Below are 23434 nucleotides of genomic sequence, written 5' to 3'. Positions count from 1 at the left end.
GTGTCCGCTTTCGCCCTGCCCACACGCCGTCGGGACCGCAACTCCAAGGCCTCCCGCCTCACCCGCACTCTCGCAGTCGCGGGTACCGGAGCAGCCGTTCTCGCCCTCCCCATCCTGGGTGCGACCTGCGCCTCCGCCGCCCCGTCGGCGGCTCCGGCCAAGGTCACCAGCGCTGCGTCCCGCGCCGGTTCCCTGGACAGCTGGATCCGCCAGTCCCTGGCGATCATGGCCGAGCGCGGAATCCCCGGCAGCTACAACGGCATCTACCGCAACGTGATGCGCGAGTCGTCGGGCAACCCCCGCGCCATCAACCTCTGGGACTCCAACGCCCGCAAGGGCATCCCGTCCAAGGGGCTCCTCCAGGTCATCGACCCGACCTTCCGGACGTACCACGTGCCGGGTACCGCGTTCGACCCGTACGACCCGGTCGCGAACATCACGGCCGCGTGCAACTACGCCGCCCACCGCTACGGCTCGATCGACAACGTCTACAGCGCCTACTGAGATCGGCCTTCGGGGAACAGTCGCTCGAGGACGACGGCGATGCCGTCGTCCTCGTTCGACGTCGTGATCTCGTCGGCGACCGCCTTCAGTTCGGGGTGGGCGTTGGCCATCGCGACGCCGTACGCCGCCCACTCGAACATCGGGATGTCGTTGGGCATGTCGCCGAAGGCGACGGTGTCCGAGGGACTCAGGTCCAGGAAGCCTGCGGCCAGTGCGAGCCCCGTCGCCTTGGTCACCCCGCACGGCTGGAGCTCGACGGTGCCCGGCCCCGACATGGTGACCGTCGCAAGGGACCCCACCGCTCCCCTGGCCACCGTCGCCAACTCGTCGTCGGACAGGGCGTGATGGCGCAGCAGCACCTTGCTGATGGGCTCGCACCACAGATCGTCGCGGCGCTCGACCCGCACCGCGGGCAGTGTGGGGTGCGGCATCAGATAGCCGGGCTCGATGAGTGTGAGCCCGTCCACTCCGTCCTGGTCGACGGCCGCGTACACCTGCCCCACCTCGGCCTCGATCTTGCCCAGCGCGGTCTCGGCCAACTCCCGGTCCAGGGTGACCGAGAACAGCAGCCGGTCCGCGCCGGCGTCGTACACCTGCGCACCCTGTCCGCACACCGCGAGCCCCTTGCTGCCGAGGTCATCGAGCAGCGGCCGCACCCTGGGCGCCGGGCGGCCCGTCACCACGAGATGCTGGGCGCCGACGGCAGCGGCCCGCGCCAGAGCGGCCCTTGACCGGTCGGAGAGCGTGTCGTCACCACGGAGCAGCGTTCCGTCCAGGTCAGTGGCGATGAGTGAGTACGTGAGGGGTGCGGCCATGATCAGAGAATACGGATGGAAACGCACCCGCGGTTCAGCGTGAACCGGACCACGTTCGCCATCCCGTGCACACCGTGCCGCGCCCGGAAGCCGCCTCGCACCACCGGCGTCCGGCATCTCCGCCCGTGGGCCCGACTCCGGTGCCCCGGACGGCACTTCACCGAAGCGGGCCCTTGTGCCGCATGCGGTCCGGGTCCCGGCTGCCGCCCGCAGTGCGGGGACGTGACGGTGTCGCGCCCCCGCACTCCGGTCAGGCGTGCGCCGCCGTCAGATGCCTCGCCAGCCGCGGGGACGCGAACTCCGTCCCGCACACGAAGCGCATCACCGGGCCGTACGAGGCCGCCGCCGGGAGGCCCGTGAAGTACAGGCCTGGGACGGAGGACACGTATCCCGCGCCGAGCCGCGGCGCGCCCCGGCTCACCGCGAGCCGGGTGCGCAACTCGTGCCCCAGGAAGTCCATCGCGGCGATGTCCACGCGGTAGCCGGTTGCGGCGATGACATGGTCGGCGGTCAGTTCCTCCGTGCTCCCCGCATGGGTCCGGACCGTCAGGGCCGGGCTGCCGTCGGACGCGGAGGCGCCGACGACGCCGGCGACCTCACACACCTCGACCATGCCGTCGAAGCGGTCCTTCAGCCACCAGGCGCCGAGCGGACCGAGAACGCGGCGGACCAGGTAGTGGCGGGTCTGCTCGGGCAGGAAGCGGTACGGGTGCGGGTAATAGGTCAGCGCCCACAGCGACCAGGCGCGGCCGAAGGGCGATTCGGGTCGCAGCCTGGGCTGGTTCCACGGAGGAGCGCCGAAGGCGACCCTGCCGTGGCCGCGTGAGACCACGCGCACCCGCGCGCCCGCCTCCGCCGCCAGCGCCGCCGTTTCCAGCGCGGACTGCCCCGCCCCGATGACCATCAGCTCCTTGCCGGAGAACCGGGTCAGATCGTGGTGCTGGGAACTGTGGGAGAACGGGCCCGTGGGCGTGGCTCCGTCCACCGCGGCCGCCGCCAGCTCCGGCGGCAGATGCGCGAGCCCCGACAGACCCGTCGCCACCACGACCGCCCGGGCGGCGAACGTCTCGCCCGAGTCGAGCTTCAACTCGAAGCCGCCGCCCGGTCGTCGGTCCACGGAGACCACCCGGACCTGCTCGAGTTCGGGCACCAGCTTCTCCTGGAACCACCGCCCGTACGCGATGAACGTCTCGACGGGGACGATGTCCTCGTCCGTCACCAGCCGGGGGATGCCGGCGGCGTCGCAGTAGTCGACCAGGTCGTGCCCGCGCTGTGGGGCGTCGAGGTTCGAGGCGGCCGGGGTGGACTTGAGGAGCATGCCCTCCGGCATGTGGTCGCGCCAGCTCACCATGGGGTCGCCGAAGACGCGCACCGGGATTCCGCGCGCCCGCAGATGGGCGGCGGTGGACAAGCCGAACGGCCCGGCGCCGATGATTGCTACCGGTTGAATCACGAAGTCCCTCCCGAGGACGCTACGTGCCTACTTCGTGGTGGCGACGGCCGAGCCGGGCTACCTGCCCGGACTCGTGGTGCTGCCGCGGCGATGGGCCCGCCACAGCTGATACAGGTGCTTCGCGCCCGGCCGCACGAAGCGAGCGAGCATCGTGAAGAACGGCCGCACGTCGTCACGCGCCAGCCAGGCCAGCTCCGTACCGCTCGCACGGGCCGGTGCGTGCGGCGTCGTGTAGCCGCTGCGGCGGTACGCGAGCAGAGCGGGCAGGTCGATGTTCTCCACGATGTAGCGGTGGCCGGCGCGCTGTTCCCCCTCCGGTACGGCGCGGCCGGTCAGGTCCAGGTGCATGGCACGGACGACGTCCACCCCCGACTCGTTCTCGAAGAGCCGGAACTGCGCGCCCATGCGTGGGTTGAAGTCGAGCAGCTTGTACCGGCCGTCGCGGCGGTCGAAGCGCAGGTCGAGGTCGATGATGCCGGTGAAGCCGATCTGCTTGATGAAACGCGCGGCGAGGTCGGCGAGTTCGGGATTGTCGACGACGTAGGCGTTGGCCGTCATGCCCGCGTGCGGCGGCCACGAGCGGACCTTGACACCGGTGAACAGGGCGAGCGGGGTCGAGTCCTGGTCGAAGTACGCGTGCACGATCCAGTCCTCGGCCTCCTCCCGCGGCAGGTATTCCTGGAGGATCACCCCGGGGTGCTCGCCCCAGTCGCGGGCGAGCGCCAGCAGTCCCTCGCGGGTGGCGATCCTGGTCGTCCCGTTCACGGCGGGCTGCGAGCGGCGCACGAACGCCTCCCGGTTCTTGGCCACGAGCGGGAAGCGCGCCTTGTCGGCGAAGGCGACGATCTCGTCGTAGGACTGCGGGAAGGCGGCCGCGGGACTCGGGATGCCGTGTTCCACGCACAGTTCGTGCAGCCCCTGTTTGCTGGCCAGACGGCGCGGATGCTTGGCATCCACCTTCGGGAAGAGGAAGGGGCCGCCCAGGACGTCCTGGTGCTCCGCGATCAGGACCGCTGCCTCCTCGTCGGTGGGGACGAGCACCGTCGGCCGGCCGATGCTGCGGCCGATCCGCAGCAGGCCCTCCACCAGCTGCTCGGGTTCCTCCGTGCCGGTGGTCGGCCACACGAAGGAACGCCGCAGATAGCGCGAGAGGGCGGCCGGTGTGTAACGGTCCTCGGTGATCGCGTACATCGGTATGCCGAGCCGGCCCAGGCTGCGGATGGCGCCCACCCCGCCGTGGTGCAGCGGATAGTCGCCGAACTTCACAATGAGCCCAGGTACGTCGCAGTCCGCGTCGAACGGCACGCCGACGGTACTCCTGGCCACGGGTCCCCCCACGTGTCCCCCCTATGGACCGGACCCACCCCGTCCGTGTCCCCCAAAGGACGCTAAGCCGGAATTGGCCCCTCCGACAAGGCTTTTCCGGACATTGCGAACTCTTTAGACATCGCCCGAACAGGCTTCTCACCCGTAACGTGTGCGGCGACCACATGGAACACACACCCATGCACGGCACACCCTGAAGTGCACGAAAGCGAGGCAGCATCCGATGCCCCCCTTCGATGTCCCCGAGGGCGACCCCTTCGGCCCGCACAACCTTCCCTATGGCGTGTTCTCACCGGCCGGCTCCGACGAGCGGAGCGTCGGCGTCCGCCTGGGCGACCACGTGCTCGACGCGGGCGCGGCGGCGCACGCTCTCGGCTCCCCGTACGCCTCCCTGCTGGCCCGGCCGTCCCTGGGCCCGCTGCTGGCGGCCGGTCGTACCGCCTGGTCCGACGTGCGCCGGGCGCTGACCGCGTGGGTGACGGTGCCCGCGCACCGGGAGACCGTCGAGCCCCTTCTGCACCCGCTCTCCGAGGTGACGCTGCACCTGCCCTTCGAGGTCGCGGACTATGTCGACTTCTACTCCTCCGAGAACCACTCCCGTAACGTCGGGCAGATCTTCCGCCCGGACGCCGCGGACTCCCTGACCCCCAACTGGAAGCATCTGCCCATCGGTTACCACGGCCGGGCGGGGACGGTGGTGGTGTCGGGCACGGACGTCGTACGTCCGCGGGGTCAGCGCAAGGCCCCCACCGACCCGGTGCCGGTCTTCGGGCCCTCGGTCCGCCTGGACATCGAGGCCGAGGTGGGATTCGTGGTGGGCGCGCCCTCGCAGCTGGGCGAGTCCGTGCCGCTGTCGGCCTTCCGCGACCACGTGTTCGGGCTGTGCCTGCTCAACGACTGGTCGGCACGGGACATCCAGGCGTGGGAGTACGTGCCGCTCGGGCCGTTCCTCGGAAAGTCGTTCGCCACGTCCCTCTCGGCCTGGATCACCCCGCTGGACGCACTGGAGGAGGCGCGGGTGGCGCCACCGGAGCGCACCCACCCGCTGCTGCCCTACCTGGACGACGCACAGGAGGAACCGGCCGGTTACGACCTGCGCATCTCCGTCGCGATCAACGGCCAGGTGGTCTCCGAGCCGCCCTTCTCCACGATGTACTGGACGGCGGCCCAGCAGCTGGCGCACATGACCGTGAACGGGGCCTCCCTGCGGACGGGCGACCTCTACGGCTCGGGCACCGTGAGCGGGCCGACGGAGGGCGAGCGGGGCTCGCTCCTCGAACTGACCTGGAACGGACGCGACCCGCTCGAGCTCTCGGACGGCAAGCGGGCGTTCCTGGAGGACGGGGACGTGGTGACGCTGACGGCCTGGGCACCGGGACCGGACGGGACCCGGGTGGGGCTCGGGGAGGTCACGGGCCGGGTGGTACCGAGCCCCTGAAGGAGTCCTTGAGCCGCACCGGCCGCCCATGAGTCGCGGTGCTCCTCGTGGGCGGCCGGCCCCAGGGGGGACCGCTCCCCGCGTCGGGCTTCTAGGCCCAGCCCTCCGGCTCGGGCTCGGGCTCGTCCGCCGGCTCCGGCCACTCCGGGTCCGGAGCCGCGTCCGGTACCGGCCCGGCGCCCCCGTCGAGACCGGCGAGCACCGCGAGCACCCCCTCGCCGTAAGTGAGGAGTTTCTTCTCCCCCACCCCGCTGATCGTGCCGAGCTCCGCCACCGACTTCGGACGGGCGGCGGCGATCTCGCGAAGCGTCGCGTCGTGGAAGATCACGTACGCCGGGACGCCCTGTTCCCTGGCCTGAGCGGCGCGCCAGGAGCGCAGGGCCTCGAAGACGGGCAGCAGCTCCGGCGCCAGCTCGACCGCGGCCTTGGCGGACCGCTCCCCCTTCGATGCGGCGGACCGCGCGACCGTGGGCTTGGGCGGCTCCTTGCGCAGCGGCACCTCGCGCTCCCGCCCCAGCACCGCCCCGCTCGCCTCGGTCAGCACCAGCGTCCCGTACTCGCCCTCGACCGCGAGCAGGCTCTGCGCCAGCAACTGCCGGATCACGCCCCGCCATTCGCCCTCGGTCAGCTCCTCGCCGATGCCGAACACCGACAACTGGTCGTGGTCGAACTGGATCACCTTCGCCGTGCGCCGCCCCAGCAGGATGTCGACGATCTGCAGCGCGCCGAACTTCTGGCGTCGCTCCCGGTCCAGCCGCCACACCGTGGACAGCACCTTCTGCGCCGCGACGGTCCCGTCCCAGGTCTCGGGCGGCACCAGGCATGTGTCGCAGTTGCCGCAGCCGCCCGGCTCCGGATCCTGGCCGAAGTAGGAGAGCAGCCCGCCGCGGCGGCACCGGGCCGTCTCGCACAGCGCCAGCATCGCGTCCAGGTGCGCCTGGGCCCGGCGGCGGAACGCCTCGTCGCCCTCACCGGACTGGATCAGCTTGCGCTGCTGTACGACGTCGTTCAGCCCGTAGGCCATCCAGGCCGTGGACGGCAGTCCGTCGCGACCCGCCCGGCCCGTCTCCTGGTAGTAGCCCTCGATCGACTTCGGCAGGTCCAGATGGGCGACGAACCGCACGTCCGGCTTGTCGATGCCCATGCCGAACGCGATCGTCGCGACCACGACCAGGCCGTCCTCGCGCAGGAAGCGGGCCTGGTGCGCCGCGCGAGTGCCCGCGTCCAGGCCCGCGTGGTACGGCACCGCCTCGACGCCGTTGCGGGTCAGGAACTCCGCGGTCTTCTCCACCGAGTTCCGCGAGAGGCAGTAGACGATGCCCGCGTCACCCTGGTGCTCCTCGCGCAGGAACGCCAGCAGCTGCTTCCTGGGGTCGGCCTTGGGGACGATCCGGTACTGGATGTTGGGCCGGTCGAAGCTCGCCACGAAGTGGCGGGCCCCCGGCATGTTCAGCCTCTGGGTGATCTCCTGGTGCGTGGAGTGCGTCGCGGTCGCGGTGAGAGCGATGCGCGGGACGTCCGGCCAGCGCTCGCCGAGCACGGACAACGCGAGGTAGTCGGGCCGGAAGTCGTGGCCCCACTGGGACACGCAGTGCGCCTCGTCGATCGCGAACACCGAGATCTTGCCGCGTGAGAGCAGATCGAGGGTGGACTCCAGGCGCAGCCGCTCCGGGGCCAGATAGAGCAGGTCGAGCTCACCGGCCAGGAACTCCGCCTCCACCACGCGCCGCTCGTCGAAGTCCTGGGTGGAATTGACGAAGCCGGCCCGCACACCCAGCGCCCGCAGCGCGTCCACCTGGTCCTGCATCAGCGCGATCAGCGGGGACACCACCACACCCGTACCCGGTCTGACCAGGGCCGGGATCTGGTAGCAGAGCGACTTGCCGCCACCGGTCGGCATGAGCACAACGGCGTCGCCGCCGGCCACCACGTGCTCGATGATCACTTCCTGATCACCACGGAAGGTCTCGTAGCCGAAGACCCGGTGCAGCGCGGCCTGCGCCTCGCTTCCGCCACCCGGCGCCGGAATCACGCCCGCCTCGGTCATCACACCTGTCCCGTCCATCGCCCGTCCCCCGTGCGTCGTCCCTCGACCACGACGTCCACGATAGGGGGCCGCGCCGACAGGCTCCGGAGTTGTCCACAGGTTCCCCGCCACCCGGGTCGACGGCCCCTTGATCGTTCACCCGGTGCGCAGTGGCCCCGCCGTCTCAGCACGACGACCCGGCACCCCCCGAGCGGGCACCGGGCCGTCCTGTGCGGCGGGGTTCGTCAGCGGACGAACACGCCCGCCTGGCTCGCCAGATCCAGGAAGTACTGGGGCGCCACACCCAGGACCAGCGTGACCGCCACGCCCACCGCGATCGCCGTCGTCGTCAGCGCCGAGGGCACCGCGACGGTCGGGCCCTCGGGATGCGGCTCGCTGAAGAACATCAGCACGATCACACGGATGTAGAAGAATGCGGCGATCGCCGACGAGATCACGCCGATCACGACCAGCGGCATCGCCCCGCCCTCGGCCGCCGCCTTGAACACGGCGAACTTCCCCGCGAACCCCGATGTCAGCGGGATGCCCGCGAAGGCCAGCAGGAACACCGCGAACACCGCCGCGACCAGCGGCGACCTGCGCCCGAGCCCCGCCCACTTGGACAGGTGCGTCGCCTCGCCGCCCGCGTCGCGGACGAGCGTCACGACGGCGAAGGCGCCGATCGTCACGAACGAGTACGCGGCCAGGTAGAAGAGAACCGAGGACACTCCGTCCCGTGATGTCGCGATGACACCGGCGAGGATGAAGCCCGCGTGCGCGATGGACGAGTAGGCAAGCAGCCGCTTGATGTCGGTCTGCGTGATCGCGACGATCGCGCCGCCCAGCATGGTGACGATCGCGACCGCCCACATCACCGGACGCCAGTCCCAGCGCATGCCCGGCAGGACCACGTACAGCAGCCGCAGCAGCGCACCGAACGCCGCCACCTTGGTCGCCGCGGCCATGAAGCCGGTCACCGGGGTCGGCGCGCCCTGGTACACGTCCGGCGTCCACATGTGGAACGGAACCGCGCCCACCTTGAACAGCAGACCCATCACGACCATCGCGGCGCCGATCAGCAGCAGGGCGTCGTTGCCCATGGTGCCCGCGAGTGCCGGGTCGACATTGGTGACCGTGCCGTCGACGACCTGCGCGATCGTCGCGTAGGACACCGAGCCCGCGTACCCGTAGAGCAGTGCGATGCCGAACAGGGTGAACGCGGAGGCGAAGGCCCCGAGCAGGAAGTACTTGACCGCGGCCTCCTGCGACATCAGCCGCTTGCGGCGCGCCAGCGCGCACAGCAGGTACAGCGGCAGCGAGAAGACCTCCAGGGCGACGAACAGCGTCAGCAGGTCGTTCGCCGAGGGGAAGACGAGCATGCCGCTGACCGCGAACAGCAGCAGCGGGAACGCCTCCGTCGTGGTGAACCCCGCCTTCACGGCGGCCTTCTCGCTGTCACTGCCCGGCACGGAGGCCGCCTGCGCGGCGAAGGAGTCGACCCGGTTGCCGTGCGCCAGCGGGTCCAGATGCCGTTCGGCGAAAGTGAACACCCCGAGCAGGCCGGCCAGCAGGATCGTCCCCTGAAGGAAGAGGGACGGCCCGTCGACCGCGATCGCGCCCATGGCCGCGATATGCGCCTTCGTGGTGCCGTAGCCGCCGGCCGCGAGCGCCACCACCGCGGCGAACGCGGCGGCGAGCGTGACGGCCGAGAGGAACGCCTGAGCGTAGTAGCGGGACTTGCGCGGGACGAACGCCTCGATCAGCACACCGATGAGCGCTCCACCGATGACGATCAGGGTCGGGGACAACTGTCCGTATTCGATCTTCGGCGTCTCGATCTTCGAGATCGGGTCGGCCGCGGTTGTCCACAGGCTGTGGACGGCTGCTGCGCTCACTTGGCCGCCTCCACCTCGGGCTTGGGATCGGTCTGGTGTACGTCGGACATGGTCTGCTTGACCGCCGGGTTCACGATGTCGGCGACCGGCTTCGGGTAGACACCCAGGAAGATCAACAGCACGATCAGCGGGGCGACCACCAGGACTTCACGCACGCGCAGGTCCGGCATCTCGGCGACCTCCGGCTTCACCGGGCCCGTCATCGTCCGCTGGTAGAGGACGAGGGTGTAGAGCGCGGCGAGCACGATGCCGAAGGTGGCGATGATGCCGATCACCGGATGGCGGGCGAAGGTGCCGACCAGGACCAGGAACTCACTGACGAACGGTGCGAGTCCGGGCAGGGACAGCGTCGCCAGACCACCGATGAGGAAGGTGCCGGCGAGCACGGGGGCCACCTTCTGCACGCCTCCGTAGTCCGCGATCAGGCGCGAGCCGCGGCGCGAGATCAGGAAGCCCGCCACCAGCATCAGGGCGGCGGTCGAGATCCCGTGGTTGACCATGTAGAGCGTCGCGCCCGACTGGCCCTGGCTCGTCATCGCGAAGATGCCCATGATGATGAAGCCGAAGTGCGAGATGGACGCGTAGGCGACCAGCCGCTTGATGTCGCGCTGGCCGACCGCCAGCAGAGCGCCGTAGACGATGCTGATGAGGGCCAGGACGAGGATGACGGGCGTCGCCCACTTGCTCGCCTCCGGGAACAGCTGGAGGCAGAAGCGGAGCATCGCGAAGGTGCCCACCTTGTCGACGACCGCCGTGATCAGCACGGCGACCGGCGCGGTGGCCTCCCCCATCGCGTTGGGCAGCCAGGTGTGCACCGGCCACAGCGGCGCCTTCACCGCGAAGGCGAAGAAGAAGCCGAGGAACAGCCACCGCTCGGTGCCCGTCGCCATGTGGAGCGAGCCGTTCGCCCGGGCCTGGACGATCTCCGGCAGCGAGAAGGTCCCCGCCTGCACATAGAGGCCGATCACGGCGGCCAGCATGATCAGGCCGCCGACCAGGTTGTACAGAAGGAACTTCACGGCGGCGTACGACCGCTGGGTGGACGCCACCTTCTCGCCGTGCTCGTGGGCACGGTCCCCGAAGCCGCCGATGAGGAAGTACATCGGGATGAGCATGGCTTCGAAGAAGATGTAGAAGAGGAAGACGTCGGTGGCCTCGAAGGAGAGGATCACCATCGCCTCGACCGCCAGGATCAGGGCGAAGAAGCCCTGCGTCGGCCGCCAGCGGCGACTGCCGGTCTCCAGCGTGTCGGCGTCGTGCCAGCCCGCCAGGATCACGAACGGGATCAGCAGGGCGGTCAGCGCGAGGAGCGCCACGGCGATGCCGTCCACGCCGAGTTCGTACCGCACCCCGAAGTCCTTGATCCAGGCGTGGGACTCGGTGAGCTGGTAGCGGGAGCCGCCCGGTTCGAAGCGGACCACGACCAGGGCGGCGAGCACGAGCGTGGCGAGCGAGACGACGAGCGCCAGCCACTTCGCGGCGGTGCGCTGCGCGGCCGGTACCGCGGCCGTGGCGATCGCCCCCACGGCCGGGAGCACCACCGTCGCTGTCAGGAGGGGAAAGGACATCGCTATCAGACCGCCCTCATCAGCAGGGTCAGGGCGACGAGCACCGCCGCACCGCCGAACATCGAGACCGCGTACGACCGTGCGTAGCCGTTCTGCAGTCGGCGCAGCCGACCGGACAGGCCGCCCACGGAGGCCGCCGTGCCGTTGACGACGCCGTCGACCACCGTGTGGTCCATGTACACCAGGGAACGCGTGAGGTGCTCTCCGCCGCGGACGAGGACGACGTGATTGAAGTCGTCCTGGAGCAGGTCGCGCCGGGCCGCCCGGGTGAGCAGCGAACCGCGCGGTGCGACGACCGGGACGGGACGGCGGCCGTACTGGACGTAGGCGATGCCTGCGCCCACGAGCAGCACCACCAGGGTCGCCCCCGTGACCACCGCGGCACTGACGGGCGGGTGGCCCTCCTGGTGTCCGGTGACGGGCTCCAGCCAGTGCAGGAAGCGGTCCCCGAAGGAGAAGAGCCCGCCCGCGAAGACCGAACCGAAGGCCAGCACGATCATCGGGATCGTCATGGACTTGGGCGACTCGTGCGGATGCGGCTCGTGGCCGTGCTCGTCCGGCTGCCAGCGCTTCTCACCGAAGAAGGTCATGATCATCACGCGCGTCATGTAGTACGCCGTGATGGCCGCGCCCAGCAGGGCCGCGCCGCCGAGGATCCAGCCCTCGGTACCGCCCTTGGCGAAGGCCGCCTCGATGATCTTGTCCTTGGAGAAGAAGCCGGACAGCCCGGGGAAGCCGATGATGGCGAGGTAGCCGAGGCCGAAGGTGACGAACGTGACCGGCATGTACTTCCGCAGGCCGCCGTACTTGCGCATGTCGACCTCGTCGTTCATGCCGTGCATGACCGAACCGGCGCCGAGGAACAGCCCGGCCTTGAAGAAGCCGTGCGTCACCAGGTGCATGATCGCGAAGACGTACCCGATCGGGCCGAGGCCCGCGGCGAGCACCATGTAGCCGATCTGCGACATGGTCGAGCCGGCCAGCGCCTTCTTGATGTCGTCCTTCGCACAACCGACGATCGCACCGAAGAGGAGCGTGACGGCACCGACCACGGTGACGACCAGTTGGGCGTCGGGCGCGGCGTTGAAGACGGCACCGGAGCGGACGATCAGGTACACGCCCGCGGTCACCATCGTGGCGGCGTGGATGAGGGCGGAGACCGGGGTCGGACCCTCCATCGCGTCCCCGAGCCAGGACTGCAGCGGCACCTGCGCCGACTTTCCGCACGCGGCGAGCAGCAGCATCAGGGCGATGGCGGTGAGCTTGCCCTCGCCGGTCCCGCTCACGTCCGCGAAGACCGGCCCGAAGGCGAAGGTCCCGAAGGTCGTGAACATCAGCATGATGGCGATCGACAGGCCCATGTCGCCGACGCGGTTGACCAGGAACGCCTTCTTCGCCGCCGTCGCCGCGCTGGGCTTGTGCTGCCAGAAGCCGATCAGCAGGTACGAGGCGAGGCCGACGCCCTCCCAGCCGACGTACAGCAGCAGGTAGTTGTCGGCGAGGACGAGCAGCAGCATCGCCGCGAGGAACAGGTTCAGATAGCCGAAGAAGCGGCGCCGGCGCTCGTCGTGCTCCATGTACCCGACCGAGTACAGATGGATGAGCGAGCCGACACCGGTGATCAGCAGGACGAACGTCATCGACAGCTGGTCGAGCCGGAAGGTGACGTCCGCCTGGAAGCCGGACACCGGGATCCAGCTGAACAGGTGCTGTGTCACGGTCCGGTGGTCCGCGGCCTTCCCCAGCATGTCGGCGAAGAGGAGCGCGCCGAACACGAAGGAGAGGCCCGCGAGCAGCGTGCCGATCCAGTGGCCGACCGCGTCCAGCCTTCTGCCGCCGCACAGCAGGACGGCCGCTCCGAGCAGAGGCGCCGCGATCAGCAGCGCAATCAGGTTCTCCACGATTCTTCCGACCCCTTACAGCTTCATCAGGCTGGCGTCGTCGACCGAGGCCGAGTGGCGGGTACGGAACAGCGACACGATGATCGCCAGCCCGACCACGACCTCCGCGGCGGCGACGACCATCGTGAAGAAGGCGATGATCTGGCCGTCGAGATTGCCGTGCATCCGGGAGAAGGTGACGAAGGCGAGGTTGCAGGCGTTGAGCATCAGCTCGACGCACATGAACACCACGATCGCGTTCCGCCGGATCAGCACGCCGGTGGCGCCGATCGTGAACAGCAAGGCGGCGAGATAGAGGTAGTTGACCGGGTTCACTTCGACGCCTCCTCGGTCCTCTTCAGGGCCGGCCGCTCGTCCTCGGCCCGCTCCAGGCGCTCCGCGGCACGCTGCTCCAGGGCTTTCAGATCGGCGATCGCCTCGTCGGACACGTCACGGATCTGACCGCGGTCCCGCAGTGTCTTGTTGACCGTCAGCTCGGACGGAGTGCCGTCCGGCAGGAGACCGGCGATGTCCACCGCGTTGTGCCGGGCGTAGACGCCGGGGGCGGGCAGCGGGGGAAGGTGCTTGCCCTCGCGTACGCGCTGCTCGGCCAGCTCGCGCTGGGTCTTGGCGCGCTCGGTGCGCTCGCGGTGCGTGAGCACCATGGCGCCGACCGCGGCCGTGATGAGGAGGACGCCCGTGATCTCGAAGGCGAACACGTACTTGGTGAAGATGAGGGCCGCGAGACCCTCGACATTGCCGTTCGCGTTCGCCCTGCCGAGGCCGTTGAAGTCCTTCAGGGAGGCGTTGGCGATGCCGGCGAGCAGCAGGACGCCGAAGCCGAGCCCACAGACAAGGGCCAGCCAGCGCTGGCCCTTGATGGTCTCCTTCAGGGAGTCCGCCGCGGTGACACCGACGAGCATCACCACGAACAGGAACAGCATCATGATCGCGCCGGTGTAGACGACGATCTGCACGATCCCCAGGAAGTAGGCGCCGTTGGCGAGATAGAACACCGCCAGCACGATCATGGTGCCGGCGAGGCAGAGCGCGCTGTGCACGGCCTTCTTCATGAACACGGTGCACAGGGCGCCGATCACCGCGACCGTACCGAGGACCCAGAACTGGAAGGCCTCACCGGTGGAGGTGGTGTAGGCGGCGAGCTGCGGACTCATGTGTCAGCCCCCTGTTCTCCCTTGGACACGGCCACTTGGCGCTCCGTGCCGGGAGCGGCCTCCGTCACCAGGCCCCGGTAGTAGTCCTGTTCGTCCATCCCGGGGTAGATCGCGTGCGGCGAGTCGACCATGCCCTCTTCGAGACCGGCGAGCAGCTGCTCCTTGGTGTAGATGAGGTTCGCGCGGCTGGAGTCAGCCAGCTCGAACTCGTTCGTCATCGTGAGCGCTCGTGTGGGGCATGCCTCGATGCACAGGCCGCACAGAATGCAGCGGGCGTAGTTGATCTGGTAGACCCGCCCGTACCGCTCACCCGGCGAGTAGCGCTCCTCGTCGGTGTTGTCCGCGCCCTCCACGTAGATCGCGTCGGCGGGGCAGGCCCAGGCGCACAGCTCACAGCCGACGCACTTCTCCAGGCCGTCCGGATGGCGGTTGAGCTGGTGCCGTCCGTGGAACCGCGGAGCCGTGGTCTTCTTCTGCTCCGGGTACTGCTCGGTCAGCCGCTTCTTGAACATGGCCTTGAAGGTCACGCCGAAGCCGGCCACGGGGTTCTGGAAACCGGGCTTGGTCTCCTTGGGCTCCTCAGCCATCGGACGCCTCCTTTCCATCCGTAGATCCGTCACTGACAGTGTCCGACCCGCCACTGACAATCAGCTCCCGCTCCCTGCGCGGGCGGCGGCGGGGAACGGGCGGAAGGGTCTGCCCCGGCAGCGGCGGTACGGGGAATCCGCCCGCCATGGGATCGAAGGCGGCGGGCTCCTCGGCGGGCTGCGCCGGTTCCTTCGCCTTCTCGCGGAACATGTCGATCACGAACGACAGCAGCAGAAGCGCGAGGACGCCGCCTGCCACGTACAGGGCGATGTCGCTGAAGGCGTAGTGCTCGTTGCGCAGCACCCGCACGGTCGCGACGAGCATCAGCCAGACCACGGAAACCGGGATGAGGACCTTCCACCCGAGCTTCATCAGCTGGTCGTAGCGGACGCGCGGCAGCGTGCCGCGCAGCCAGATGAAGAAGAACAGCAGCAGCTGCACCTTGATCACGAACCACAGCAGCGGCCACCAGCCGTGGTTCGCACCGGCCCAGAACGTGCTGATCGGCCAGGGTGCCCGCCAGCCGCCGAGGAAGAGCGTGGTCGACACGGCGGAGACCGTCACCATGTTCACGTACTCGGCGAGCATGAACATCGCGAACTTGATCGACGAGTACTCGGTGTTGAAGCCACCGACCAGGTCGCCCTCGGACTCCGGCATGTCGAAGGGGGCGCGGTTGGTCTCACCGACCATCGTGACGATGTAGATGATGAACGAGACCGGCAGCAGCAGGATGAACCAGCGGTCGTGCTGCTGCTCGACAATCCTCGACGTCGACATCGACCCCGAGTAGAGGAACACGGAGGCGAAGGCGGCACCCATGGCGATCTCGTAGGAGATCATCTGGGCGCAGGAGCGCAGCCCGCCGAGAAGCGGATAGGTGGATCCCGAGCTCCAGCCCGCCAGCACGATGCCGTAGATGCCGACCGAGGCGACCGCGAGGATGTAGAGCATCGCGATCGGCAGGTCGGTCAGCTGCATCGCGGTGCGATGGCCGAAGATCGAGATCTCGTTGCCCGAGGGCCCGAAGGGGATCACCGCGATCGCCATGAAGGCCGGGATGGCCGCGACGATCGGCGCGAGGACGTAGACCACCTTGTCCGCGCGTTTGACGATGACGTCTTCCTTCAGCATCAGCTTCACGCCGTCGGCGAGCGACTGGAGCATGCCCCAGGGGCCGTGCCGGTTGGGGCCGATGCGCAGCTGCATCCAGGCGACGACCTTGCGCTCCCAGACGATGGAGAACAGCACGGTCACCATCAGGAAGGCGAAGCAGAAGACCGCCTTGACGACGACCAGCCACCACGGGTCGTGGCCGAACATCGAGAGGTCTTCAGCGGCGAGGTACGGACTCATGCCTCCACCTCCTTGGGAGCGTCGGCGGAAGCCGTCGCCGGGCCGATGTGGACGAGGGTGCCGGGCAGCGCCCCGGTGTCGGAGCCGACACCGCCGCCCGTCGAGTTCAGCGGAAGCCAGACGACCCGGTCGGGCATCTCGGTGATCTGCAGCGGGAGTTCCACGGTTCCGGCGGGGCCGGTCACGGCCAGGAGGTCGCCGTCCTTGACACCCGCCTCGGCGGACGTGGCCGCGGACACACGCGCGCGTGCCGCGTGCCGTGTGCCGGCGAGGGCGTCGTCACCCTCCTGGAGGCGGCCCAGGTCGAGCAGCAGCCGGTGGCCCGCGAGCACGGCCTCCCCGGCGGCGGGTCGCGCCAGCTGCCCACCGATCTCCAGGGGGTTGTCCGCGCGGGGGCCGTCCCACGCCCCGAGCCGGTCCAGCTCCGTACGCAGCGTGTGCAGATCCGGAAGCCCCAGATGGACGTCCATGGCGTCGGAGAGCATCTGGAGCACACGCACATCGGTGGGTGCCAGGCGGCGGGTCATCTGGTCGGGCTTGAGCGCTGCGTCGAACAAGCGGGCGCGACCCTCCCAGTTGAGGAAGGTCCCCGCCTTCTCGGCGACGGCCGCGACGGGCAGCACCACGTCCGCGCGCTCGGTGACCTCGCCGGGCCGCAGTTCGAGCGAGACCAGGAAGTCCACCGCGGAGAGCGCCTCACGCGCGCGTGCCGGGTCGGGCAGGTCGGCGACCTCGACACCGGCGACCACGAGGGCCCCCAGTTCGCCGGTCGCCGCGGCCTCGATGATCCGGCCCGTGTCCCGGCCGTGGCGCTGCGGGAGTTCGGCGACGCCCCAGGCAGCCGCGACCTCCTCCCGCGCACGCGGATCGGTGGCCGGGCGCCCGCCCGGCAGCAGCGACGGAAGAGCGCCCACCTCGACGGCGCCGCGCTCCCCGGCCCGGCGCGGGATCCACACCAGGTCGGCTCCGGTCGCGGCCGCGGTGCGGACGGCGGCGGTCAGCCCGCCCGCCACACCGGCGAGGCGCTCGCCGACGACGATCACCGCACCCTCGGTGCGCAGTGCCTCGGCGGCGCGTACGCCGTCCTCCTCCAGGCCGACCTTGCCGGCCAGCGCGTCCAGCCACTCGGTCTCGGTGCCGGGCGCGGCGGGCAGCAGCGTGCCGCCCGCCTTCTCCAGGCCCCTGGTGGCGTGCGTGGCGAGCGAGAAGACCTGCTGCCCGTGCCCACGCCAGGCCTTGCGCAGCCGCAGGAAGACGCCGGGCGCCTCCTCCTCCGACTCGAATCCGACAAGCAGGACGGCGGGCGCCTTCTCGAGGGAGGTGTACGTGACCCCCGTGCCGTCCAGGTCGCGACCGCGTCCGGCGATCCGGGCGGCCAGGAAGTCGGCCTCCTCGGCGCTGTGCACTCGCGCGCGGAAGTCGATGTCGTTCGTCTCGAGGGCCACCCGCGCGAACTTGCTGTACGCGTAGGCGTCCTCGACGGTCAGCCGACCGCCCGTCAGCACTGCGGCCCGGCCCCGCGCGGCCAGCAGACCCCGGGCCGCCGCCTCCAGCGCCTCGGGCCAGGACGCGGGCTCCAGTTCACCGGACTCGCCCCGCACCAGCGGCGTCTGCAGCCGGTCCCTCATCTGCGCGTACCGGAAGCCGAAGCGCCCCTTGTCGCAGATCCACTCCTCGTTGACCTCGGGGTCGTTCGCCGCGAGGCGCCGCATGACCTTGCCGCGCCGGTGGTCCGTCCGGGTCGCGCAGCCGCCGGAGCAGTGCTCGCACACGGACGGCGACGAGACGAGGTCGAAGGGCCGGGAGCGGAACCGGTACGCCGCCGACGTGAGCGCGCCCACCGGGCAGATCTGGATGGTGTTCCCGGAGAAGTACGACTCGAAGGGGTCGCCCTCGCCGGTGCCGACCTGCTGGAGCGCGCCCCGCTCGAGCAGCTCGATCATCGGGTCGCCCGCGATCTGGTTGGAGAACCGGGTGCAGCGGGCGCACAGCACGCAGCGCTCCCGGTCGAGCAGCACCTGGGTGGAGATCGGGACGGGCTTCTCGTAGGTGCGCTTCCTGCCATCGAAGCGGGACTCGGCGCTGCCGTGCGACATCGCCTGGTTCTGCAGCGGGCACTCGCCGCCCTTGTCGCAGACCGGGCAGTCCAGGGGGTGGTTGATGAGCAGGAGCTCCATCACACCCTTCTGGGCCTTCTCCGCGACGGGCGAGGTGAGATGGGTCTTCACGACCATCCCGTCCGTGCAGGTGATCGTGCAGGAGGCCATGGGCTTGCGCTGGCCCTCGACCTCGACGATGCACTGGCGGCAGGCGCCGGCCGGGTCGAGGAGGGGATGGTCGCAGAAGCGGGGCACCTCGATGCCGAGCTGCTCGGCGGCACGGATGACCAGGGTGCCCTTGGGCACGCTGATCTCGATGCCGTCGATCGTCAGCGTCACGAGGTCCTCCGGCGGGACCGCCGCTTCTCCCCCTCCCGAGGGAGCGCTGGTGGTCACGGTCATGCGGTCACCTCCGTGGGCTTGTCAGCCCAGGCCGTGGACTTGGCCGGGTCGAAGGGGCAGCCCCGGCCCGTGATGTGCTCCTCGTACTCCTCGCGGAAGTACTTGAGGGAGGAGAAGATCGGCGAGGCGGCGCCGTCGCCGAGGGCGCAGAAGGACTTGCCGTTGATGTTGTCGGCGATGTCGGCGAGCTTGTCGAGGTCGGACATGCTCCCCTTGCCCGCCTCGATATCGCGCAGCAACTGGACGAGCCAGTACGTGCCTTCGCGGCAGGGTGTGCACTTGCCGCAGGACTCGTGGGCGTAGAACTCGGTCCAGCGGGTGACGGCGCGGACCACGCAGGTCGTCTCGTCGAAGCACTGCAGGGCCTTGGTGCCGAGCATGGAACCGGCGGCGCCGACGCCCTCGTAGTCGAGCGGGACGTCGAGGTGCTCGTCGGTGAACATGGGGGTCGAGGAACCGCCCGGCGTCCAGAACTTGAGGCGGTGGCCGGGCCGCATCCCGCCGCTCATGTCGAGCAGCTGGCGCAGTGTGACGCCGAGCGGGGCCTCGTACTGGCCCGGGTTCGTGACATGGCCGCTGAGCGAGTAGAGCGTGAAGCCCGGGGACTTCTCGCTGCCCATCGAGCGGAACCATTCCTTGCCCCGGTGCAGGATCGCGGGAACAGAGGCGATCGACTCGACGTTGTTCACCACGGTCGGGCACGCGTAGAGGCCCGCGACCGCAGGGAAGGGAGGACGCAGCCGTGGCTGGCCCCGGCGGCCTTCGAGCGAGTCGAGCAGTGCGGTCTCCTCACCGCAGATGTACGCGCCGGCGCCCGCGTGCACGGTGAGTTCGAGGTCGAGTCCGCTGCCGAGGATGTCCTTGCCGAGGAGGCCCGCCGCGTAGGCCTCCTCCACGGCCGAGTGCAACCGCCGCAGCACGGGGACGACTTCGCCGCGCAGATAGATGAAGGCATGCGACGACCGGATCGCGTAGCACGCGATGACGATGCCCTCGATGAGGCTGTGCGGGTTGGCGAACAGGAGCGGGATGTCCTTGCAGGTCCCGGGCTCCGACTCGTCGGCGTTGACGACCAGGTAGTGGGGCTTGCCGTCTCCCTGGGGGATGAACTGCCACTTCATCCCCGTCGGGAAGCCGGCGCCGCCGCGTCCGCGCAGCCCCGAGTCCTTGACGTACGCGATGACCTCGTCCGGCGACATGGCGAGGGCCTTGCGCAGCCCTTCGTACCCCTCGTGCCTCCGGTAGACGTCCAGCGTCCAGGACTTCTCCTCGTCCCAGAAGGCGGACAGAACGGGCGACAGCAGCTTCTCGGGGCTGATCTCTCCCCCGCCCTCGAACTTGCCCGGGCGGGAGGTCCCCCCGTCCTCGGTGGTCACTGTCATCACTCCCCCTCCTCCGTGACGGGACCCGCCGGGTGGGCCGGGTCGGAGGCCGATGTGTCCTGTGGCGCGTCGTGCGAACCGAGGTGCTCGGCCGGAGACGGCTCGTGCACGGACCCCGGTCGCGGCTCGTCGTGCGGTCCGCCGTCCCTCGGGTGCACCACACGCGCCGTGGGGGTCTCGCCCCTGGACAGCCGCAGCCCGACCAGCGAGGCGGGACCGGCGCCGCCGCTCGCGTCGACGGCACCCTCCCGCTCGTCGGCGAAACCGGCCAGCATCCGGGCGGTCTCCTTGAAGGTGCACAGGGGCGCGCCGCGGGTGGGCTCGACCTGCCGGCCCGCCCGCAGGTCGTCGACGAGGCTCCTGGCGCTCTCAGGGGTCTGGTTGTCGAAGAACTCCCAGTTGACCATCACGACCGGCGCGAAGTCGCAGGCCGCGTTGCACTCGATGTGCTCCAGGGTGACCTTGCCGTCGTCGGTGGTCTCGCCGTTGCCGACGCCCAGGTGCTCCTGGAGGGCGGAGAAGATCGCGTCACCGCCCATCACGGCGCACAGCGTGTTGGTGCAGACGCCCACCTGGTAGTCCCCGGAGGGCCTGCGCCGGTACATGGTGTAGAAGGTCGCGACCGCGGTGACCTCGGCCGTGGTCAGGTCGAGCATGTCCGCGCAGAACCGCATCCCGGTGCGCGTGACATGTCCCTCCTCCGACTGCACGAGGTGCAGCATCGGCAGCAGGGCGGAGCGCGAGTCCGGGTAGCGCTCGATGATCTCGTGCGCGTCCCGCTCGAGCCGGGCCCGCACGTCGTCCGGGTAGTCGGGCGCGGGCAGCTCGGGCATCCCGAGGCTGATGCCGCGTTCCGAGGAACTGGTGGTCACCGGTCGACGCCTCCCATCACGGGGTCGATGGACGCGACGGCGACGATCACGTCGGCGACCTGGCCGCCCTCGCACATCGCCGCCATGGCCTGCAGGTTGGTGAAGGACGGGTCACGGAAGTGGACCCGGTAGGGGCGGGTGCCGCCGTCGGACACGACGTGCACCCCGAGTTCGCCCTTGGGCGACTCGACCGCCGCGTACGCCTGTCCCGGCGGGACCCGGAATCCCTCGGTCACCAGCTTGAAGTGGTGGATCAGGGCCTCCATGGAGGTGCCCATGATCTTCTTGATGTGGTCGAGGGAGTTGCCGAGCCCGTCCGGCCCGAGGGCCAGCTGCGCGGGCCAGGCGATCTTCTTGTCGGCCACCATGACCGGTCCGGGCTGCAGCCGGTCCAGGCACTGCTCGATGATCGCGAGCGACTGGCGCATCTCCTCGAGACGGACGAGGAAGCGGCCGTAGGCGTCGCAGGTGTCCGCGGTCGGGATCTCGAAGTCGTAGGTCTCGTAGCCGCAGTAGGGCTGGGCCTTGCGCAGGTCGTGCGGCAGCCCGGCGGAGCGCAGGATCGGGCCGGTGGCGCCGAGGGCCATGCAGCCGGCCAGGTCGAGATAGCCGATGTCCTGCATACGCGCCTTGAAGATGGGGTTCCCGGTGGCGAGCTTGTCGTACTCCGGGAGGTTCTTCTTCATCTTCTTCACGAACTCGCGGATCTGGTCCACCGCGCCCGGCGGCAGGTCCTGGGCGAGTCCGCCGGGGCGGATATAGGCGTGGTTCATCCGCAGACCGGTGATCAGCTCGTAGATGTCGAGAATCAGTTCCCGGTCGCGGAAGCCGTAGATCATGATCGTGGTGGCGCCGAGCTCCATACCCCCGGTGGCGATGCACACCAGGTGGGAGGACAACCGGTTGAGCTCCATCAGGAGCACCCGGATGATCGTGGCGCGGTCCGGCACCTCGTCCTCGATGCCGAGGAGCTTCTCGACCGCGAGGCAGTACGCCGTCTCGTTGAAGAACGGCGTGAGGTAGTCCATGCGCGTCACGAACGTGGTGCCCTGCGTCCACGTGCGGTACTCGAGGTTCTTCTCGATACCGGTGTGGAGATAGCCGATGCCGCAGCGGGCCTCGGTGACGGTCTCGCCCTCGATCTCCAGGATGAGCCGGAGCACGCCGTGAGTGGACGGGTGCTGGGGGCCCATGTTGACGATGAGGCGTTCGTCGTCGGCGCGGGCCGCGGACTGGACCACCTCGTCCCAGTCGCCGCCGGTGACCGTGTAGACGGTGCCTTCGGTCGTCTCGCGCGCGGAGGCGGAGGACGGAGTCTGCGTGCTCATGAGTACGACCTCCGCTGGTCCGGAGCCGGGATCTGGGCGCCCTTGTACTCGACGGGGATTCCGCCGAGGGGATAGTCCTTGCGCTGCGGGAACCCCTGCCAGTCGTCGGGCATCATGATCCGCGTCAGCGCCGGGTGGCCGTCGAAGATCAGGCCGAAGAAGTCGTACGTCTCGCGCTCGTGCCAGTCGTTGGTGGGATAGACGGGGACGAGCGACGGGACGTGCGGGTCCGCGTCGGGCGCGCTGACCTCCAGGCGGATCACCCGGTTGTGGGTGATCGAGCGCAGGTGGTAGACGGCGTGCAGCTCGCGGCCCTTGTCGCCGGGATAGTGCACTCCGCTCACGCCCGTGCACAGTTCGAAGCGGAGCGCCGGGTCGTCGCGCAGGGTCTGGGCTACGGCGACCAGGTACTCGCGTTCGATGTGGAAGGTCACCTCGCCCCGGTCGACGACGGTCTTCTCGATGGCGTTGCCGGGGACGAGGCCCTGTTCCTCGAGTGCGCCCTCGAGTTCGTCGGCGACCTCGTCGAACCAGCCTCCGTAGGGCCGCGTCGCGGCGCCGGGGAGACGGACGGAGCGGACCAGGCCGCCGTATCCGGAGGTGTCCCCTCCGTTGTTGGCGCCGAACATGCCGCGCTGGACGCGGATCTCCTCGCCGTGGTCACCGCGCATACCCGGCAGGTTCGCGGCGCCGAGGTCCTTCTCGGGATTGACGCCGTTGCCGTTCGCGCCGTCGCCCGGCGTGTTCGCACCGTTGCTCTTCGCATCGCTCATCGCAGCAGCCCCTTCATCTCGATCGTCGGGAGTGCCTTGAGCGCCGCTTCCTCCGCCTCACGGGCCGCCTCCTCGGCGTTGACGCCGAGCTTCGAGGTCTGGATCTTGTGGTGGAGCTTGAGGATCGCGTCCATCAGCATCTCGGGCCGCGGTGGACAGCCCGGCAGATAGATGTCGACGGGGACGATGTGATCGACACCCTGGACGATCGCGTAGTTGTTGAACATGCCGCCCGAGGAGGCGCAGACCCCCATGGAGATCACCCACTTGGGGCTCGGCATCTGGTCGTAGACCTGCCGGAGGACCGGCGCCATCTTCTGGCTGACACGGCCGGCGACGATCATCAGGTCCGCCTGCCGGGGCGAGCCGCGGAAGACCTCCATGCCGAAGCGCGCCAGGTCGTAGCGGCCGGCGCCGGTGGTCATCATCTCGATGGCACAGCAGGCGAGGCCGAAGGTGGCGGGGAAGACCGACGCCTTGCGCACCCAGCCCGCGGCCTGCTCGACGGTGGTGAGAAGGAAACCGCTCGGCAGCTTTTCTTCGAGTCCCATGAC

Annotated in this window: 19 protein-coding genes; 2 read left to right on the top strand and 17 right to left on the bottom strand. The window is 69.7% G+C overall.

Annotated elements, in window-relative coordinates:
- The gene (locus tag ADL25_RS25845) at positions 1–504 is read left to right on the top strand and encodes a transglycosylase SLT domain-containing protein (RefSeq protein WP_059130217.1); all 504 of its coding nucleotides are present in this window, start codon (positions 1–3) and stop codon (positions 502–504) included.
- Here the strand turns inward: ADL25_RS25845 and ADL25_RS25840 are convergent.
- The 3 genes from ADL25_RS25840 to ADL25_RS25830 form a co-directional block, all read right to left on the bottom strand.
- A complete protein-coding gene (locus ADL25_RS25840) occupies positions 498–1319 on the bottom strand; it encodes a Cof-type HAD-IIB family hydrolase (protein ID WP_059130232.1) in 822 nt (273 codons plus the stop codon). The two genes, ADL25_RS25845 and ADL25_RS25840, sit on opposite strands and share 7 nt — an antisense overlap.
- Positions 1320–1569: 250 nt before the next feature.
- A complete protein-coding gene (locus ADL25_RS25835; RefSeq protein WP_059130216.1) occupies positions 1570–2772 on the bottom strand; it encodes an FAD-dependent oxidoreductase in 1203 nt (400 codons plus the stop codon).
- Positions 2773–2829: 57 nt separating this feature from the next.
- Positions 2830–4077, bottom strand: coding sequence for a D-aspartate ligase (locus ADL25_RS25830; protein ID WP_059130215.1), 1248 nt, complete (start codon positions 4075–4077; stop codon positions 2830–2832).
- Between the two features lie 244 nt (positions 4078–4321).
- Between ADL25_RS25830 and fahA the strand changes: the two genes are divergently transcribed.
- Positions 4322–5536 (top strand): fumarylacetoacetase, encoded by a 1215-nt coding sequence (gene fahA / locus ADL25_RS25825; protein ID WP_059130214.1) that lies wholly within the window; start codon positions 4322–4324, stop codon positions 5534–5536.
- Positions 5537–5627: 91 nt separating this feature from the next.
- On the opposite strand, the gene recQ is transcribed toward fahA, so the two are convergent.
- The 14 genes from recQ to ADL25_RS25755 form a co-directional block, all read right to left on the bottom strand.
- The gene (gene recQ, locus ADL25_RS25820; protein WP_059130213.1) at positions 5628–7601 is read right to left on the bottom strand and encodes a DNA helicase RecQ; all 1974 of its coding nucleotides are present in this window, start codon (positions 7599–7601) and stop codon (positions 5628–5630) included.
- 206 nt (positions 7602–7807) lie between these two features.
- Complete coding sequence (gene nuoN / locus ADL25_RS25815; protein ID WP_059130212.1) at positions 7808–9457, bottom strand: NADH-quinone oxidoreductase subunit NuoN; 1650 nt, start codon at positions 9455–9457, stop codon at positions 7808–7810.
- On the bottom strand, positions 9454–11025 hold the full coding sequence (locus ADL25_RS25810) for an NADH-quinone oxidoreductase subunit M (RefSeq protein ID WP_059130211.1): 1572 nt from the start codon (positions 11023–11025) through the stop codon (positions 9454–9456). Before ADL25_RS25810 ends, nuoN begins: the two co-directional genes overlap by 4 nt.
- Before the next feature lie 5 nt (positions 11026–11030).
- A complete protein-coding gene (gene nuoL, locus ADL25_RS25805) occupies positions 11031–12926 on the bottom strand; it encodes an NADH-quinone oxidoreductase subunit L (RefSeq protein WP_059130210.1) in 1896 nt (631 codons plus the stop codon).
- Between the two features lie 15 nt (positions 12927–12941).
- Positions 12942–13241, bottom strand: coding sequence for an NADH-quinone oxidoreductase subunit NuoK (nuoK, locus tag ADL25_RS25800; protein WP_030742982.1), 300 nt, complete (start codon positions 13239–13241; stop codon positions 12942–12944).
- Positions 13238–14080, bottom strand: coding sequence for an NADH-quinone oxidoreductase subunit J (locus ADL25_RS25795; RefSeq protein ID WP_059130209.1), 843 nt, complete (start codon positions 14078–14080; stop codon positions 13238–13240). The genes nuoK and ADL25_RS25795 overlap by 4 nt, the downstream gene beginning before the upstream one ends.
- Complete coding sequence (nuoI, locus tag ADL25_RS25790) at positions 14077–14667, bottom strand: NADH-quinone oxidoreductase subunit NuoI (RefSeq protein WP_059130208.1); 591 nt, start codon at positions 14665–14667, stop codon at positions 14077–14079. The genes ADL25_RS25795 and nuoI overlap by 4 nt, the downstream gene beginning before the upstream one ends.
- Entirely contained in the window at positions 14660–16024 is a 1365-nt protein-coding gene (nuoH, locus tag ADL25_RS25785; RefSeq protein ID WP_059130207.1) for an NADH-quinone oxidoreductase subunit NuoH, read from the bottom strand. Before nuoH ends, nuoI begins: the two co-directional genes overlap by 8 nt.
- Positions 16021–18525, bottom strand: a complete 2505-nt coding sequence (locus ADL25_RS25780) for an NADH-quinone oxidoreductase subunit G (protein ID WP_059130206.1) — start codon at positions 18523–18525, stop codon at positions 16021–16023. Before ADL25_RS25780 ends, nuoH begins: the two co-directional genes overlap by 4 nt.
- Positions 18522–19907 carry an NADH-quinone oxidoreductase subunit NuoF gene (gene nuoF / locus ADL25_RS25775; protein ID WP_059130205.1) on the bottom strand — a complete coding sequence of 462 codons (1386 nt, stop codon included), beginning with the start codon at positions 19905–19907 and terminating at the stop codon, positions 18522–18524. The genes ADL25_RS25780 and nuoF overlap by 4 nt, the downstream gene beginning before the upstream one ends.
- Complete coding sequence (nuoE, locus tag ADL25_RS25770; RefSeq protein ID WP_059130204.1) at positions 19907–20779, bottom strand: NADH-quinone oxidoreductase subunit NuoE; 873 nt, start codon at positions 20777–20779, stop codon at positions 19907–19909. Before nuoE ends, nuoF begins: the two co-directional genes overlap by 1 nt.
- Positions 20776–22107: an NADH-quinone oxidoreductase subunit D gene (locus ADL25_RS25765; protein ID WP_059130203.1), complete on the bottom strand. Its 1332-nt coding sequence runs from the start codon at positions 22105–22107 to the stop codon at positions 20776–20778. Before ADL25_RS25765 ends, nuoE begins: the two co-directional genes overlap by 4 nt.
- Positions 22104–22880, bottom strand: a complete 777-nt coding sequence (locus ADL25_RS25760; protein WP_059130202.1) for an NADH-quinone oxidoreductase subunit C — start codon at positions 22878–22880, stop codon at positions 22104–22106. Before ADL25_RS25760 ends, ADL25_RS25765 begins: the two co-directional genes overlap by 4 nt.
- Positions 22877–23431: a NuoB/complex I 20 kDa subunit family protein gene (locus ADL25_RS25755; RefSeq protein ID WP_055493096.1), complete on the bottom strand. Its 555-nt coding sequence runs from the start codon at positions 23429–23431 to the stop codon at positions 22877–22879. The genes ADL25_RS25760 and ADL25_RS25755 overlap by 4 nt, the downstream gene beginning before the upstream one ends.
- Between the last annotated feature and the right edge of the window lie 3 nt (positions 23432–23434).

The sequence above is a fragment of the Streptomyces sp. NRRL F-5122 genome (assembly GCF_001507435.1).
Classification (GTDB): domain Bacteria; phylum Actinomycetota; class Actinomycetes; order Streptomycetales; family Streptomycetaceae; genus Streptomyces; species Streptomyces lannensis.
Note: the sequence above shows the minus strand (reverse complement) of the source record. Positions and strands in the feature narration are given on the sequence as shown.

Coding starts and splice junctions, on each gene's coding strand:
- ADL25_RS25760 (WP_059130202.1), bottom strand. CDS start 22,880: ATGAGCGATGCGAAGAGCAACGGTGCGAACACGCCGGGCGACGGCGCG.
- nuoF (WP_059130205.1), bottom strand. CDS start 19,907: ATGACAGTGACCACCGAGGACGGGGGGACCTCCCGCCCGGGCAAGTTC.
- ADL25_RS25755 (WP_055493096.1), bottom strand. CDS start 23,431: ATGGGACTCGAAGAAAAGCTGCCGAGCGGTTTCCTTCTCACCACCGTC.
- ADL25_RS25810 (WP_059130211.1), bottom strand. CDS start 11,025: ATGTCCTTTCCCCTCCTGACAGCGACGGTGGTGCTCCCGGCCGTGGGG.
- nuoI (WP_059130208.1), bottom strand. CDS start 14,667: ATGGCTGAGGAGCCCAAGGAGACCAAGCCCGGTTTCCAGAACCCCGTG.
- recQ (WP_059130213.1), bottom strand. CDS start 7,601: ATGGACGGGACAGGTGTGATGACCGAGGCGGGCGTGATTCCGGCGCCG.
- ADL25_RS25765 (WP_059130203.1), bottom strand. CDS start 22,107: ATGAGCACGCAGACTCCGTCCTCCGCCTCCGCGCGCGAGACGACCGAA.
- ADL25_RS25840 (WP_059130232.1), bottom strand. CDS start 1,319: ATGGCCGCACCCCTCACGTACTCACTCATCGCCACTGACCTGGACGGA.
- ADL25_RS25795 (WP_059130209.1), bottom strand. CDS start 14,080: ATGAGTCCGCAGCTCGCCGCCTACACCACCTCCACCGGTGAGGCCTTC.
- fahA (WP_059130214.1), top strand. CDS start 4,322: ATGCCCCCCTTCGATGTCCCCGAGGGCGACCCCTTCGGCCCGCACAAC.
- nuoH (WP_059130207.1), bottom strand. CDS start 16,024: ATGAGTCCGTACCTCGCCGCTGAAGACCTCTCGATGTTCGGCCACGAC.
- ADL25_RS25780 (WP_059130206.1), bottom strand. CDS start 18,525: ATGACCGTGACCACCAGCGCTCCCTCGGGAGGGGGAGAAGCGGCGGTC.